This is a genomic window from Pseudomonas sp. zfem002 (assembly GCF_032621685.1).
GTDB lineage: Bacteria > Pseudomonadota > Gammaproteobacteria > Pseudomonadales > Pseudomonadaceae > Aquipseudomonas > Aquipseudomonas japonica.
The window spans coordinates 54,280-68,853 of record NZ_JAVYJH010000003.1; the positions used below are offsets into that span (position 1 = coordinate 54,280).

Consider the following 14,574-nt stretch of genomic DNA (forward strand, 5'->3'; position numbering starts at 1 on the left):
GGCGGCGCTCGATCTTGAGGGCGCTGCAAGGCTCGAGACAGGCACCTGGCACTCTTGATGCGATTCCCCGTCAGACCAAAAAAAAGCCCCCGACCTCACGGCCGGGGGCTTCTGTCTGCATCACCCGAGGATCAGAAATCGCCGCGCAGGGTCAGCATGTAGTTGCGTGGCTCGCCGTACAGGTTCACCCGGTCGGTGCCGTCCGCCGAGGAGTAGTACTTGCGGTCGGCGAGGTTTTCCCCGACCAGGCTGACGGTCCAGTGCTCGTCCAGCTTGTAGGCCACCCGCGCATCCCAGATGGCACGGCCGGCAGCGCCGTACTTGTAGCCGTCCCAGGTCTCGTTCTCGTAATCGGACTGCGCCTGTACGCCAGCGCCGACGGTCACGCGGTTCCAGGCACCCGGCAGGGTGTAGCTGGTGGAGATCTTCGCCAGGTGCTTCGGCGTTTCGCTGGACAGACGCTCGGCGCCGCTGCTGTAGGTCATGTTGTAGGTGTAGCCGGCCATCACCTGCAGGCCCGGCAGCACTTCGCCGCTGGCTTCCAGGTCGATACCCTTGCTGCGCTGCACCACGCCGGCGAGGTAGCAGACGTCGTTCATGTTCTGCGGGCAGCTGTGATCCGGATCCGGGTCTTCGTAGAAGGCGTCTTTCTGCTTGATGTAGAACAGTGCCATGGACACGTTCATCTGCTTGTCGAACAGCTCGCCCTTGATCCCGGTTTCATAGTTGGTGCCGATCGCCGGTTTCAGTGGCGAACCACCGAAGCTGACGTAGCTGCTCTGCGGCATGAAGATGTCGGCGTAGCTGGCGTACCACGACCAGTTCTGGCTGAAGTCGTAGATCAGGCCGGCGAAGGGCGTCACCTGGCCGGATTCCTTGGCGTTGTAGTCTGGCGCGTCGTCGAGCTTGTACTCGAAGTCGTAGTTGTACCAGCTGACCCGCGCACCCAGCACCAGGGTCAGCGGTTCGGCGAGTTTCAGCCGGGTGTTGGCGTACAGGCCGTAGCGCTCGTCGGTCAGGTTGTTGACCGAGGTCCAGTCGGGACGCAGCGGCTTGGGGATGGAGTGGTGGTCGGGGTCGAACACATTCACCGGGACCCGCGGGTCGAGGAAGATGTCCGCCGATTTGTCGTTGATCTTCTGTTTCGACCAGTTCGCGCCCACGGTCAGCTGGTGGGTCAGGCCGAATGCGTCGAAGCTGCCGTCGACGTGGCTGTCGACGCCATTGCTGTCGATGTCGACCTTGCGGAATTCGATGCCGCGAAAGGTCGAGCCGGTGTTGGTCACCGGGTTGATGGCGCCGCGCGCATAGGCCAGGGCCTGGTCGACCTGACCTTCGGAATGGGTGAAGGAGGTGGTGCTGGTCCAGTTGTCGTTGAAGCGGTGGGCGACCTCGGCGAAGACTTCGTCCATCTTCGTTTCGTGGCTGTTCCAGTCCTGTACCAGGGCGGTGGAACGCGACAGGCCGAGGGACTGGCCGTTGCTGTAGCGTGGCAGGCCGAAGATCGAATAGCCGTTTATGTCGCCGGTCTGGTGACGAAAGCTGGTGGTGAAGGTGGTGTCTTCGCTCAGGTCGGCCTCGACGATGCCGTACAGCAGCGGGGTGCGCGACTCGTACAGGTCGAGGTAGGAGTTGCGGTCTTCATAGGCGGCGACGAAGCGTCCGCGCACGGTGCCGGCGTCGTTCAGCTTGCCGCTGCCGTCCAGGTCCATGCGGTAGTTGTCCCAGCTGCCGGCACGGGCGGTGACGGAAAACCGAGGCTCGGCGGTCGGGCGCTTGCGCACCAGGTTGACCGCGCCGCCCGGGTTGCCCGCGCCGACCAGCAGGCCGGTGGCGCCGCGCAGCACTTCGACGCGGTCATACACGGCCATGTCCGGTGGCAGCCAGCCGGTCACGGTGTAGGCCTGGCCTGGCACGCCGTCCATCAGATAGCTTTCTTCGCCGAGCACGAAGCCGCGCGACTGGAACACGTGGGCGCCGAAGTTGCGCTGGCCGAAGGTGATGCCGGGGGTCTTGGCCATGACCTTGTCGAGGCTGTTGAGGTTCTTGTCGTCGAGCAGCTGGCGGGTCATCACCGTCACCGACTGCGGGGTCTCGCGCAGGGTCTGGGTGGACTTGCCGATGGTCACCGAGTTGGTGGCATAGGAGTGGGTGCCATCGGTGGTGGTGCCCAGTTGTTGCGCGCCGATGGTGGTCGGGCTCAGGTTCACCGCCGAAGCCGGGCCGCTCATGCTCAGGGTCAGGGTGTCGCCCTGCAGGCTGTAGCCGATGCCGGTGCCCTTGAGCAGCTGGCCGGCGGCCTGGGACGGGGTGTATTTGCCGCGTACCGCGGTGCTGGTCTTGCCTTGCACGTCTTCCGGGCTGAACAACAGTTGCAGGTTGCTCTGCCGGCCCCACTCATTCAGGGCGCTGGCCAGGGACTGCGCCGGAATGTTGAACTCGATTTCCTGAGCCTGGACCTGGGCCGACAGCGGCAGCATGCAGGCCATGCCCATGGCGGCGAACACCGGTTTGCGCAGCGCATGACGCATCAGCAGTGCCTTGCTGAGCGGGTTGAGACGGGAAGGGGTGTGCATTGGCGGAAAACTCTTCTAGTAGGTATCGACAGTGGATGAAGCGTTCCCGTTGCAGGCTGCGCCCAATGCAGTCGGCGGGCCTCGCGGCCGGCCGGAATCTCCCCGGGAACCTCTGGCGAAGAACCGGACGTGGCGGTCATTCGTCTCTAGCTGTACGAATGGGAATTGAAGTTATTTAACCAATTTTTCACATTTCACCGTTTTTTGCGGAAATGGGTGAAAGGCCCGGATTTGTTGGGGTTTCCGTCGTTTTTATGGCGCCTGTGGGTTGACGCTGGGGTGGGGGCTACACATCGTTGATGGCTTGTCGGGGAATTGCGTCAGGGCCGCCAGGTGCTTGTCTTGAGTGTTGCAGCGTCCTCAAGATCGAGCGCCGCCCGCGCGGCGCATCGCGGATGAATCCGCTCCCACATCTATTGCAACGTGCCATGGCCTGTGAGAGTTGAGTTGTCAGCCTTTGTCTTGCGGCGATGAATCGCGGGGAGGCTGTTGGGTTCGGCTCGGTATCGCGTCGTGCCGACAAGGCGGACAACTATGGCCTGTCAGGCATAGGTACGTTGCAACAAATGTGGGAGCGGATTCATCCGCGATGCGCCGCGCGGGCGGCGCTCGATCTGGAGGGCGCTGGAAGGCTGTCGCCTTGCACCTCAGGCAATCGCCTGCTCCGAACCCACCTGCTCGACACTGATACGCCCACCCTCCATGCGCACCAGCTGATCAGCGACGGGGAAATAGCGGTCGTCGTGGGAGATCACGATGATGGTCTTGCCCTGCTGCTTCAGCTCCGGCAGCAGTTCGGTGTAGAACACCCGGCGGAACGCCGGATCCTGGTCGGCGGCCCACTCGTCGAAGACCAGCAGCTGGCGCTCGTCGAGCCAGGCGTTGATCAGCGCCAGGCGCTTGCGCTGGCCGGTGGACAGGTCGGTGGTGGTGAAGGCACCGTCGCGGATGCTGACCTTGTGCGCGATGTCCAGGCGCTCCAGGTACTTGCCGGCATCCGCCGCCAGCGGCGCTTCGCCGGGCAACGGATCGTCGAACAGGTAGTAGTCGGCGAAGATGGTCGTGAACAGCTGGCGATAGTCGTCCAGCTGCTCGGGCGCAAGCACCGTGCCGTTGAACAGGATCTCGCCCTGCTGCGGGGTGTACAGGCCCAGCAGCAGCTTGATCAGGGTGGTCTTGCCGCCGCCGTTCTCGCCGACGATGAAGACGATGTCGCCCTGCTTGATGCAGAGGTCGATCGGGCCGAGGTGGAACGACTCGACGCCTTCCACCCGCGGGTAGTCGTAGCGCGCCTGACGCAGCTCCAGGGTATGCATGCTGCCGAGGCTCGAGGGACGGTCCTTGACCAGCAGGTGCGGCTCCGGCGAGGAGAACTTCCACGACAGCTCGGCAATGCGGCCCAGGGCGATCTTCGCCCGCGAGATGATCGGCAGCGAGGTCACCAGGCGCTCCAGCGGGCCCTTCATGTACAGCATGACCAGGACGAAGCCGCCAAGCACGGTCTTGTCGCTGCTCGGCCACAGGGCCTGGAAGGCGATGGCGATGCCGATCACGGCGAAGAACAGCATCGAGCCGAAGGTCTCGGCGCTGACGAAGATGTTCGCCGCGCGGATGTTCGAGGTGCAGATGCGCTCGGTGGTGGCGAAGATCTGCTCGTCGAGCAGGTGCTGGCGGCGCTTGCGCTGGATGCGCAGTTCCTTGGCCCCGGCGGACATCGCCTGGTAGTGCTTCTGCAGCTCGTCCTCGCCGTCACGGGCGTCGAGGATGCTGCGCATGCCGAGCCGGTGCGCCAGGAACTGCGCGCCACTGCCGATGACCACGGTGAGCACGGTGAGGACCAGGATCTGCCAGGACAGGAAGGCCAGGTAGCTGAGGCAGCCGAGGGTCACGGTGAAGGCGATGACCATCGGCGCCACCGACAGGGCGAAGTTGCTCAGGGTGGTGACGTCGTTGAGCAGCACCGGGATCAGCCGGTGCGAGCGGTAGCGTTCGAGCTGCTCGATGGGCGCGACGAGGATCTTCGCCGCCAGTTCGCGGCGCAGGTTGGTGACCACGCGCTGGCCGACCTTGTTGCTCATCAGGCTGGAGGCGGTGGAGCAGGCGAGGGTGAGGACGCACAGTCCGGCGAACAGCAGCGCGGTTTCCACGCCCGGTCCCTCGGGCTGGGCCATGGCGTTGTTGATGGTGGCCAGCAGGCCGGTCACGCTCAGGCCGCTGACGATCCCCAGCGCCGTGGAAAGCGCCACCAGCCACCAGTAGGGCTTGAGGATGCGCAGGGTTTCCCGGGCCAGGCTTTCGGTGTTGAGGGTCATGCTGTCGTCTCTCGGGTCATGGCCGCCTCGTTCAGGGTTGCCGTTCGCAGTGCGGGCAAAGAGGGGGCTTTGCCGTCACGGAGAGGACGATCCCGCGGCAGCGAAATTTAGCGCGGGGGCACCGCGCCTGGCCGGGTGCCGTGTGTCGGCGAGATGAATTCCGTCGCCGATTCTGCGCCAGGCGGTTTCAGTGCCCGGCCAGGTGTTGCACAATAGGCGCCGATCGTTTTTCCCTTCCAGGATCTGCAATGTCAAAGTCCACCGTCCGCGTTGCACTCGGGCTGGCCCTTGTGCTGACGGGTGTCGCCGGCTGTTCCTCGAAGAAGGCGGCCATCTACGAACACGAGAACTTCGATGATTCCGGCACCTTCTCCCGCAGCTTTCCGGTCAGCGAGTCCGGCTCCTGCGAAGCCGCGCGCCGCGCGCTGCTGAGCCAGGGCTACATCATCACCTCGGCCGACAAGGGCCAGGTCAACGGCAACAAGAGCTTCCAGCAGACCGGCGAGAGCCATCTGCAGATCACCTTCAACATCGTCTGCGCCGACGACATGGGCGGCAGCAAGCGTTCCACGGTGTTCGCCAATGCCCTGCAGGATCGCTACGCGCTGAAGAAGTCCAACACCTCGGCGAGCCTGGGGGTGGGTGTGCTGGGTTCGGTGTCGATGCCGATCGGCTCCACCGACGACTCCATGGTCAAGGTGGCCAGCGAGACCGTGACCTCGGCCAAGTTCTACGAGCGCTACTTCGCCCTGGTGGAGAGCTTCCTGCCGCCGGAGCCGAAGAACAAGGCCGCCGCGCCCGAAGCTGCCGCACCGGCCAAGCCCGCCGCCGAGCTGGGTGTGCCGGAAAGCGCCAGTGCCGCGCCGGCTGCCCTGGCCGCACCGCAGGCGGCGGTCGCCCCGGCGGTGGTCGAAGCTGCACCTGCCCCTGCGCCCGTACCGGTAGCCGCTCCGGTAGCGGAAACCCAGACGGCGCCGGTGGTGGACGACAGCCAGGGTTCGCAACCGGTGGCGCCGCCGGCCGAGGCCGCGCCGATCAGCGCCGAAGCGGTGGCGCCGACCGCGCCCGAGACGACCGCCCCGACGGTGACCGAGCCGGTCGCCCCGGCCACCAGCGTGCCGACCGTGGACACGCCACCCGCGCCGAGCGACGCTGCACCGGCGCCGGCGCTCTAGCTCGCGGGATAAATCCTGTTACACCTGCTACGTTTATTTTCCTACACGTTATTGTCATTTTTCCTTCACCGGTGCACTTTAGGGTGAATCAGGAATCAGACACGAACAGAACGAAAACACGGAGCAGACGATGGACGATTATCAGGAAGAACTTCTCGAATTCCACGCCGCGGAGCTGGATGTACCAGAACCGGCGGACGATGCGACCGAGCTGTGAGCGGCGCTCGGCAGGTAGTGGGGTAGAAGGGCCAGTGAATGCACTGGCCCTTTTTTATTGGGGGATTGGCGGGGAATCGCGTCAAGGCCGCCGGGGGCCTGTCTTGAGTCTTGCAGCGCTCTTGAGATCGAGCGCCGCCCGCGCGGCGCATCGCGGATGAATCCGCTCCCACATTTGTTGCAACGTGCCTATGCCTGACAGGTCATGGTTGTTCGCCTTGTCGGCACGACGCGATACCGAGCCGAACCCAACAGCCTCCCCGCGATGCATCGCCGCAAGACAAAGGCTGGCAACTCAAATCTCACAGGCCATGGCACGTTGCAACAAATGTGGGAGCGGATTTATCCGCGATGCGCCGCGCGGGCGGCGCTCGATCTCAAGGGCGCTGCAACACTCATGACAGGCACCTCCCCCCTCTACCCCCCCCGCCGCTGACTACGCCGAAACTCCCCCGGCGTCACCCCGCTCCAGCGCTTGAACGCACGCTGGAACGCCTCCGCCGAGGCAAACCCCAACAGATAGGCAATCTCGCCGAACGCCAGCTCGGTATCGCGGATATAACTCATCGCCAGATCCCGCCGCGTGTCGTTGAGAATGGCGCGGAACTGGGTGCCTTCCTCGGCGAGCTTGCGCCGCAAGGTCCAGGTCGGCAGTTGCAGGCGCCGCGCCACTTCTTCCAGGTCCGGCTCGCGCCCGCCATTGAGCAGCGGTCCGAGCAGATGGACGATGCGCTCGCCCAGGCTGCGGACCCGGGTGCGTTCGAGCAGTTCCTGTTCGCACAGCTGCAGCAGGTGCTGCCAGGTGCTCGGGCAGTGCGCCGGGTTGCGCAGCTCGAGGGTGGCGCGGCTCAGGCGCAGGCGGTTGGTCGGCGCGCCGAACTGCACCGGACTCAGGCTCAGCGGCTGATAACGCTCGGCATAGGCCGGGCTGTCGAATTCGATCTCGATGCGCTCGGCCTGCACCGGCTGGCCGACCAGGTCCGCCAGCTGTGCCAGCCAGCCCGAGAGCAGCGAGTCCACGACGAAGCGGTTGTAGGCGTTGTACGGGCTGATGGAATAGAAGCGCAGCCAGGCGCCCTGGCTGTCTTCCTCGATGCTGGACTGCCCGCGGTAGTTGGCGGCGTACAGCGGCTCGAAGCGCAGCAGGGTGCGCGCGGCCTCGCCGAGGGTCGGCGCCTGGGCCGCGCTGACGCCGGCCAGGCCGGCCTGGCCGAGGCGGCTCAGGCGGCCCATGCGCAGGCCCAGCGCCGGCTCGCGGCATTGTTCGATGGCCGCGTGGCCCAGGTGCATGTAGCGCGGGATCGACAGGCGGGCGCCCGGCTCGGCGAGGCGCTGCGCGGTCAGGCCGTAGCGCTGCAGCAGCGGCGCGGGGTCCTGGCCGAGTTCGGCCAGGGCCATCTCCAGGCTCTGGATGAAACCCACCGAGAGATCGCCCAGGCGCACCCGTGGTCGGCTCATGCGCCTACAGCCACAGGTTGAGCAGCCGCGCGCCACGGCTGGCGCTGGCATGGTAGAGGCCGTTGAGGTTGGCGAAGCCCAGGCCTTCGCCGCGCACTTCCCAGAACTGCCCGCGCAGGAACACGCTCATGCTGGCAACGCCGGCGGGCACGGTGCTTTCGCTGAGGCGATACCAGGCCTGTTCCTCGCTCATTTCACCCGGCTGCAGCAGCAGGTCGGCCGCCCGCGGCTGGTGCCGGTTGCCGCGCCATGGCCCGTGCCAGCTGCCGACGAAGGCCGGGTTGGCGATGATCTGCGCGTCCTGGCTGGCCAGGCGCTGGTAGCTTGCGGGATACCAGCCGTCGCTGCCGAGCAGTACGCCGAGGCGCCCGGCCGGGGTCTCCACCACCTGTGGCGGGTGCGCGGTGCCGGCCTCGATGAAGCGCCTGACGTTGCTGTCCGGGTACTGCTGGCGCTGCACTTCGCCCAGCACCGCGCCGTTGCTGGCGAACACCAGGCTGCTGTTGTACAGGGCGCCGGAGCCGGTGCGCAGGACGCCGTGGTCGAGGTAGGGCTCGGGCAGGACGATCGAGCCAGCCACCAGGGTCACGCCGAACTCCCTGGCCAGGTCGCCGAACAGTTTCTGGTAGTCGGCGGCCATCTGTCCGGCCTTCATGCGCAGGTGGGCGTCCGAGCGGCGGTCGTCACCCTCGGCATTGAGCATCGCCAGGCCATAGCGCAGCGGGTTGCTCAGCTCCAGCCACTGGTACGCCTCGCGCAGGCGGGTGACCTGGTACATCTCGCGCTTCTCGCCGCGGGTCCACAGCCAGGTACCGATGTGCTCGGGCAGGATCACCACCGTGCGCTCGTTGACCAGGCCCTTGACCCGCGCCTGTTCCAGGTAGGCGGCGAGCTTGCGGTGCAGGCGGGTGAGGTTCTGGTAGTCGCCGGGGTAGAGCAGCGGTTCGATGCCCAGCAGGTTGCCCTGGCCGCTGGGCAGGCCCTGGTCGAGGACCAGCTCGACGCGCAGGTCGGACAGGTAGTGACCCTCGGGACGCTGGTCGGCCCAGAGCAGGTAGCCACCCAGGGTGGCGAGCAGGACAAGCGCCAGGGCGCCGGAAAGCAGTTTGCGCATGGATTCGCTTTTCACCGGAAAGCAATGGCCCTGAGGGCATCAGGGCAAAATCGAATGTTTCGAATCATACCAAAGCTCGGCGCAAGCCACCCCCGCGGCCGTGCCGCCAGCCGCGGTCAGGATTCGGCGCGCAGGCGTCGCCACAGGGTGGTGCGGCTGATGCCGAGGCGCCGCGCGGCTTCGTCGAGATTGCCCTGGCAACTGTCCAGGGTCTCCTGGACGTGGCGCAGCTGCGCGGCTTTGCCGATGGTGTGCAGGTCGGTTTCCCGCGGCGTTTTTTTCCGTGTGGCTGGCGCCGGTCGGTCTTCGCACAGCTCGGGCAGCACGCGCGCCAGGTAGTGTTCGTCCAGGCCGTGCGCGTTGAGCAGTTCGCGGGCCGAGAGCATCGCCCGTTCGATGACGTTTTCCAGCTCGCGGACATTGCCCGGCCAGGCATAGCGCGTCAGGTAGGGCAGCAGGGCGCCGGGGATCTCGGCGGCGCGCGGCGGCTGGCCCTGGACCAGCAGGCGCTGGCCGATGCCGCGGGCGATCGAGGCGATGTCCTCGGGCCGCTCGCGCAACGGCGTGGTGCGCAGGCGCAGGATGTTCAGCCGGTAGTACAGGTCGTTGCGGAACTCGCCTTCTTCCAGGGCGCTGCGCAGGTCCTGGTGGGTGGCGGCGATGATCCGCACGTCGATGGCGATCGGCTCGGTGCCGCCCAGGCGCAGCACTTCGCGTTCCTGCAGCACGCGCAGCAGGCGGGTCTGCAGCGACACCGGCATGTCGCCGATCTCGTCGAGAAACAGCGTGCCGCGGTGCGCCGTTTCGAACAGGCCGGGCTTGCCGCCTTTGCGCGAACCGCTGAAGGCGCCTTCCTCGTAGCCGAACAGTTCGCTCTCCAGCAGCGACTCGGGGAACGCCGCGCAGTTGATGGCGACGAAGGGCCCCTGGCGCCGCGGACTCTCGTTGTGGATGCCCTGGGCCAGCAGCTCCTTGCCGGTGCCGCTTTCACCGGTGATGAGGATGGTCGAATGGCTGGCGGCGAAACGCTTGGCCAGTTGCAGCATTTCGCGGTTGGCGCGGCTGTCGCCCACCAGCTGTTCGAGCTGGTAGCGCGCGGTGAACGCACCGGGCCGGCGCGTCGAGCGGATGCGCTGGTCGGCCCGCTGCACCGCGGTGATGTCCTGGCAGGTCAGGACCAGGCCGGTGCGCTCGCCGTTCTCCAGGGTCGGCAGCAGGTTGCTGACCACGGCATGGGAGCCGAGGCGGATCACCCGGTTTTCCTCGCCGCCACCATCGCGCAGGGCCTGCTGCGGGTCGAGTTCCGGGCACAGTTGCTGGAGCGGCCGGCCCAGGGCGGCGTTGAGCGGCAAGTCCAGCAGTTGCGCCAGCGCCGGGTTGAGCGACTGCACCAGGCCCTGGGTGTCGATCGCCGCGACGCCGGTGGGAATGTGCTGCAGCACGGCATTCAGGTGGCGCCGCTTGGCCACCTCGATACGTTGGCTGTCGAGGATGCCAAGGGCCTCGTCCAGCGCCTTGCGCACCGTGTCCTCGCTCAGCGACAGCACGCCGTACAGCCCTTCCTGCTCGGCCAGTTCCACCACCGTCGAGGAGCCGATCAGGCTGCGACAGCCCAGCCGGGCGGCCTGCTCGACCGCCTGGCGCGCCTCTTCCAGGGTGGTGTAGGCGGCCTGGTGAATCTGCACGGTGAACAGCGCGCTCATCGCCTGCAGGTCGTGGTTGACGCGGTTGTAGCTGAGCAGGGCGACGTGCGAGGAGTGCTCCCGGGCCTGGCCCAGGGCGCGCAGCAGATCGCCCTCGCCGATGTGCATCGTCAGGACCGGGCGGGTCAGGTGCTTGCGCAGGTAGGCGCCGGTGGCGCCGGCGCAGATGAACACGTCGACGGCACCCAGCTGTTCCAGCTCGCGCGCGGTCTGCAGGGCTTCGGTGACCGAGGTGTCGAGCACCTCGATATGGGTGCCGGGGTAGTCCGCCGTGAGCCCGCTTACCACATGGGCGAGCCGGCTGCGCTGCCGGGGGCGCTGCAGGTGGCTGATCAGCACGACGACCTGGGCGGTGGGGGAGTGCATGGCGAGACCTTTTCAAGTTTGCAATGTTTCGATGTTGCAGGATTTCCTTGCGATTGTGAAATGCAGGTGTCTTTGCAAAGCCCTTCTGAAATGCCTGTAGGCCTTGTTCTGCCTGGTCTGTAGCCGATTTCAGCGGAGTTGGCCCACACCTTGCTCTGCGTGTTGGGCCAATAACAAATCGAAGTCTGGGCTTATCGATCCATGAGCATTTCTTCTGCAGTGCCCCAGGCCAGCGACGCCGTCGCGGCCGTGGCCAACGATCAGCGCCTGATCGACTTCATCCGTGAGCACGCCGCGGCAACGCGGGTGGTCATCGAGGCCCGCAAACGCCTGAGCGGCGGCGCCATCCAGGAAAACTGGCTGCTCGACCTGCTGATCGAGGGTGGTCCCTGGGCCGGTGCGCGGCGCTGGGTGCTGCGCAGCGACGCGCTGTCGTCGCTGCCGGCCAGCCTTGGCCGCGAGCAGGAGTTCGCGGTGTTGCAGGTGGTCCACCAGGCCGGGGTGAAAGTACCGCGCCCGCTGTGGCTGTGCCGCGATGCGAGCGTCAACGGCCGGGTGTTCTTCCTGATGGAATACGTGTCGGGTGTCGCCGCTGGCCGGGTGCTCAGTGCCGGTGCCGGCGCCAAGGGGCGCGCGCAACTGGCGGCGCAGCTCGGCAGCAACCTGGCGCGCCTGCACCAGGTTCGCCCACCGCAGGCCGCGCTGGACTTCCTGCCGGTGGCGGAGGGCTCGCCGGCCCTGGCGACCATCAATGCCTACCGGCGTTACCTCGATACCCTCGACGATGCCTATCCGGCACTGGAATGGGGCCTGCGCTGGTGCGAACTGCATGTGCCGAGCAGCCATGACGTGGCGTTGCTGCACCGCGACTACCGCTCGGGCAACTACCTGGCCAGCGAGCAAGGCCTGGAAGCGGTCCTCGACTGGGAGTTCACCGGCTGGGGCGACCCGCGCGAGGACCTTGGCTGGTTCACCGCGCGCTGCTGGCGCTTTACCCGCCCGGACCTGGAAGCCGGTGGCATCGGTCTGCTGGAAGACTTCCTCGCGGGCTACCAGCAGGTTTCCGCGCTGCGCATCGAGCGCAGCGAACTGCACTACTGGCAGGTCATGGCGACGCTGCGCTGGGCGGTGATCGCCCTGCAGCAGGGCCAGCGCCACCTGTCCGGCGAAGAACCTTCCCTCGAACTGGCACTGACCGCGCGCATGCTGCCGGAACTCGAACTCGACATCCTCAACATGACGGGCGGAGACGCGCCATGACCCAGCCGAACGCCTGCGAACTCCTCGAGATCGCCCGCCAGACCCTGCTCGAACAGGTGCTCCCGGCGCTGTCCGCGGACCTGCGCTACCCGACCCTGATGATCGCCAACGCCATGGCCATCGCTGCCCGCGAAAGCCGTCTGCAGGAGCGCTCCAGCAGTTACGAACTGTCCCGGCTGGCAGTCCTCACCGACGTCAGCGGCGCTTCGCTGCAAGACGCCCGCCGGCAACTTGCCCGGGACATCCGCGCCGGCCGCCATGACGCGGTGCAAGGACGCAGCACGCTGGTCGAGGCCCTGCGCCAGGTGACCGTTGCCCAGCTGGCGATCAGCAATCCCAAGGCCATGCCCTGAACAAGCGATCCGTACCCGGACCGACAAGAACGAGAAGGATAGATATGAACTTTACTCTGCCGGACGAGCTGCTTGCCTTGCAGGCGAAAACTCGCGATTTCATTGCCGAACAGGTTATCCCGTTCGAGAACGACCCACGCCAGGACTCCCACGGCCCCAGCGACGCGCTGCGTCAGGACCTGGTGGCCCGCGCCCGCGAAGCGGGCCTGCTGACCCCTCACGCCAGCCGTGAAATGGGCGGCCTGGAACTGAGCCATGTGGCCAAGGCGATCGTTTTCGAAGAAGCCGGCTATTCGCCCCTGGGCCCGGTGGCGCTGAACATCCATGCCCCGGACGAAGGCAACATCCACCTGATGGATGTGGTGGCGACCGAGGCGCAGAAGGACCGCTGGCTGCGTCCACTGGTCCAAGGCCGCACCCGTTCCTGCTTCGCCATGACCGAACCGGCACCGGGCTCGGGTTCCGACCCGTCGATGCTGCGCACCACCGCCACCCGCGATGGCGACGACTACCTGATCAATGGCCACAAATGGCTGATCACCGGAGCCGACGGCGCCGACTTCGCCATCATCATGGCGCGCATGGAGGACGGCACGGCGACCATGTTCCTCAGCGACATGAAGCGTGACGGCATCATCCACGAGCGGCAGCTGGACTCGCTGGACAGCTGCTTCACCGGTGGCCACGGCCAGCTGCGCTTCGACAACCTGCGGGTGCCGGCGAGCGATGTGCTGGGCGAAGTCGGCAAGGGCTTCCGCTATGCCCAGGTACGCCTGGCGCCGGCGCGCCTGACCCATTGCATGCGCTGGCTCGGTGCCGCGCGCCGAGCCCACGATATCGCCTGCGACTACGCGCGCCACCGCGACGCCTTCGGCAAGCCGCTGGGCGAGCACCAGGGCGTCGGCTTCATGCTGGCCGACAACATGATGGACCTGCATGTGGTGCGCTTGGCGGTCTGGCACTGCGCCTGGGTCCTGGATCAGGGCCAGCGCGGCAACGTCGATTCGAGCATGGCCAAGGTGATCAGCTCCGAGGCGCTGTGGCGAGTGGTCGATCGCTGCATGCAGGTGCTCGGCGGACGCGGGGTGACCGGCGATACCGTGGTCGAGCGGATCTTCCGTGACATTCGTCCGTTCCGCATCTACGACGGCCCGAGCGAAGTCCACCGCATGAGCCTGGCGAAGAAACTCCTCGACCAGCGCCTGGGAGCCCACTGATGCAGCCGACGATTGCCCGACTGTTCGCCCTCGACGGGCGCCGTGCACTGGTCACCGGGGCCTCCAGTGGCCTGGGTCGCCACTTCGCCATGACCCTGGCCGCCGCGGGCGCCGAGGTGGTGGTCAGCGCCCGGCGCCTGGCGCCCCTGCAAAGCCTGGTCGAGGACATCGAGCGGGCCGGTGGCCGCGCCCGTGCCTTCGCCCTCGATGTGACCTCGCGTGACGATGTCTGCCGCGTGCTCGATGCCGCCGGCCGCCTGGATGTGGTGGTCAACAACGCCGGGGTGAGCGACAGCCAGCCCCTGCTGGCCTGCGACGAGCAGAGCTGGGACCGGGTGTTCGACACCAACCTCAAGGGCGCCTGGACCGTGGCCCAGGAAAGTGCCCGGCGGATGATCGCGGCGGGGCAGGGCGGCAGCATCATCAACGTCACCTCGATCCTCGCCAGTCGTGTGGCGGGCGCCGTTGCGCCCTATCTCGCGGCCAAGGCCGGCCTGGCCCACCTGACCCGGGCCATGGCCCTGGAACTGGCGCGCCATGGCATCCGGGTCAACGCCCTGGCGCCCGGCTACGTGATGACCGACCTGAACGAGGCATTCCTGGTCAGCGAGGCCGGCGAGAAGCTGCGCGCGCGCATCCCCAGCCGCGCCTTCAGCCAGCCGGCCGACCTTGATGGTGCCCTGCTGCTGCTCGCCAGCGATGCCGGCCGGGCCATGACCGGCAGCGAGATCGTGGTCGATGGCGGCCATCTGTGCAGCAGCCTGTGACGCGCCCCGGCGCCAAGACAATAAGAAACCGGAATCAGTAATGGACTTGAACTGCCT

Annotated in this window: 10 protein-coding genes; 5 read left to right on the forward strand and 5 right to left on the reverse strand. The window is 66.7% G+C overall.

Annotated elements, in window-relative coordinates; genetic code table 11:
• Positions 1–131 precede the first annotated feature (131 nt).
• Together RTI28_RS06220 and RTI28_RS06225 are read right to left on the reverse strand one after the other, a co-directional pair.
• Positions 132–2,576 (reverse strand): TonB-dependent siderophore receptor, encoded by a 2,445-nt coding sequence (locus RTI28_RS06220; protein ID WP_316919635.1) that lies wholly within the window; start codon positions 2,574–2,576, stop codon positions 132–134.
• Positions 2,577–3,223: 647 nt separating this feature from the next.
• Complete coding sequence (locus tag RTI28_RS06225; RefSeq protein WP_316919636.1) at positions 3,224–4,888, reverse strand: cyclic peptide export ABC transporter; 1,665 nt, start codon at positions 4,886–4,888, stop codon at positions 3,224–3,226.
• 248 nt (positions 4,889–5,136) lie between these two features.
• Here RTI28_RS06225 and RTI28_RS06230 point away from each other — a divergent pair, with 248 nt between their 5' ends.
• Positions 5,137–6,063, forward strand: a complete 927-nt coding sequence (locus tag RTI28_RS06230) for a DUF2242 domain-containing protein (RefSeq protein ID WP_316919637.1) — start codon at positions 5,137–5,139, stop codon at positions 6,061–6,063.
• 633 nt (positions 6,064–6,696) lie between these two features.
• Here RTI28_RS06230 and RTI28_RS06235 read toward each other — a convergent pair.
• From RTI28_RS06235 to RTI28_RS06245, 3 genes are all read right to left on the reverse strand, one after another.
• Entirely contained in the window at positions 6,697–7,737 is a 1,041-nt protein-coding gene (locus tag RTI28_RS06235) for an AraC family transcriptional regulator (protein ID WP_316919638.1), read from the reverse strand.
• Positions 7,738–7,741: 4 nt separating this feature from the next.
• On the reverse strand, positions 7,742–8,851 hold the full coding sequence (locus tag RTI28_RS06240; protein WP_316919639.1) for a carbon-nitrogen hydrolase family protein: 1,110 nt from the start codon (positions 8,849–8,851) through the stop codon (positions 7,742–7,744).
• A 116-nt stretch (positions 8,852–8,967) separates the two neighbouring features.
• The gene (locus tag RTI28_RS06245) at positions 8,968–10,920 is read right to left on the reverse strand and encodes a sigma 54-interacting transcriptional regulator (RefSeq protein ID WP_316919640.1); all 1,953 of its coding nucleotides are present in this window, start codon (positions 10,918–10,920) and stop codon (positions 8,968–8,970) included.
• A 201-nt stretch (positions 10,921–11,121) separates the two neighbouring features.
• On the opposite strand from RTI28_RS06245, the gene RTI28_RS06250 reads away from it, so the two are divergent.
• From RTI28_RS06250 to RTI28_RS06265, 4 genes are read left to right on the forward strand one after another with little or no spacing between them, the layout of a single operon-like run.
• A complete protein-coding gene (locus tag RTI28_RS06250; RefSeq protein ID WP_316919641.1) occupies positions 11,122–12,180 on the forward strand; it encodes a phosphotransferase family protein in 1,059 nt (352 codons plus the stop codon).
• Positions 12,177–12,533, forward strand: coding sequence for a DUF6285 domain-containing protein (locus RTI28_RS06255; RefSeq protein ID WP_316919642.1), 357 nt, complete (start codon positions 12,177–12,179; stop codon positions 12,531–12,533). Before RTI28_RS06250 ends, RTI28_RS06255 begins: the two co-directional genes overlap by 4 nt.
• Positions 12,534–12,577: 44 nt before the next feature.
• The gene (locus RTI28_RS06260) at positions 12,578–13,750 is read left to right on the forward strand and encodes an acyl-CoA dehydrogenase family protein (RefSeq protein ID WP_316919643.1); all 1,173 of its coding nucleotides are present in this window, start codon (positions 12,578–12,580) and stop codon (positions 13,748–13,750) included.
• Positions 13,750–14,517 carry an SDR family NAD(P)-dependent oxidoreductase gene (locus RTI28_RS06265; protein ID WP_316919644.1) on the forward strand — a complete coding sequence of 256 codons (768 nt, stop codon included), beginning with the start codon at positions 13,750–13,752 and terminating at the stop codon, positions 14,515–14,517. The genes RTI28_RS06260 and RTI28_RS06265 overlap by 1 nt, the downstream gene beginning before the upstream one ends.
• The last annotated feature ends 57 nt before the right edge of the window (positions 14,518–14,574 follow it).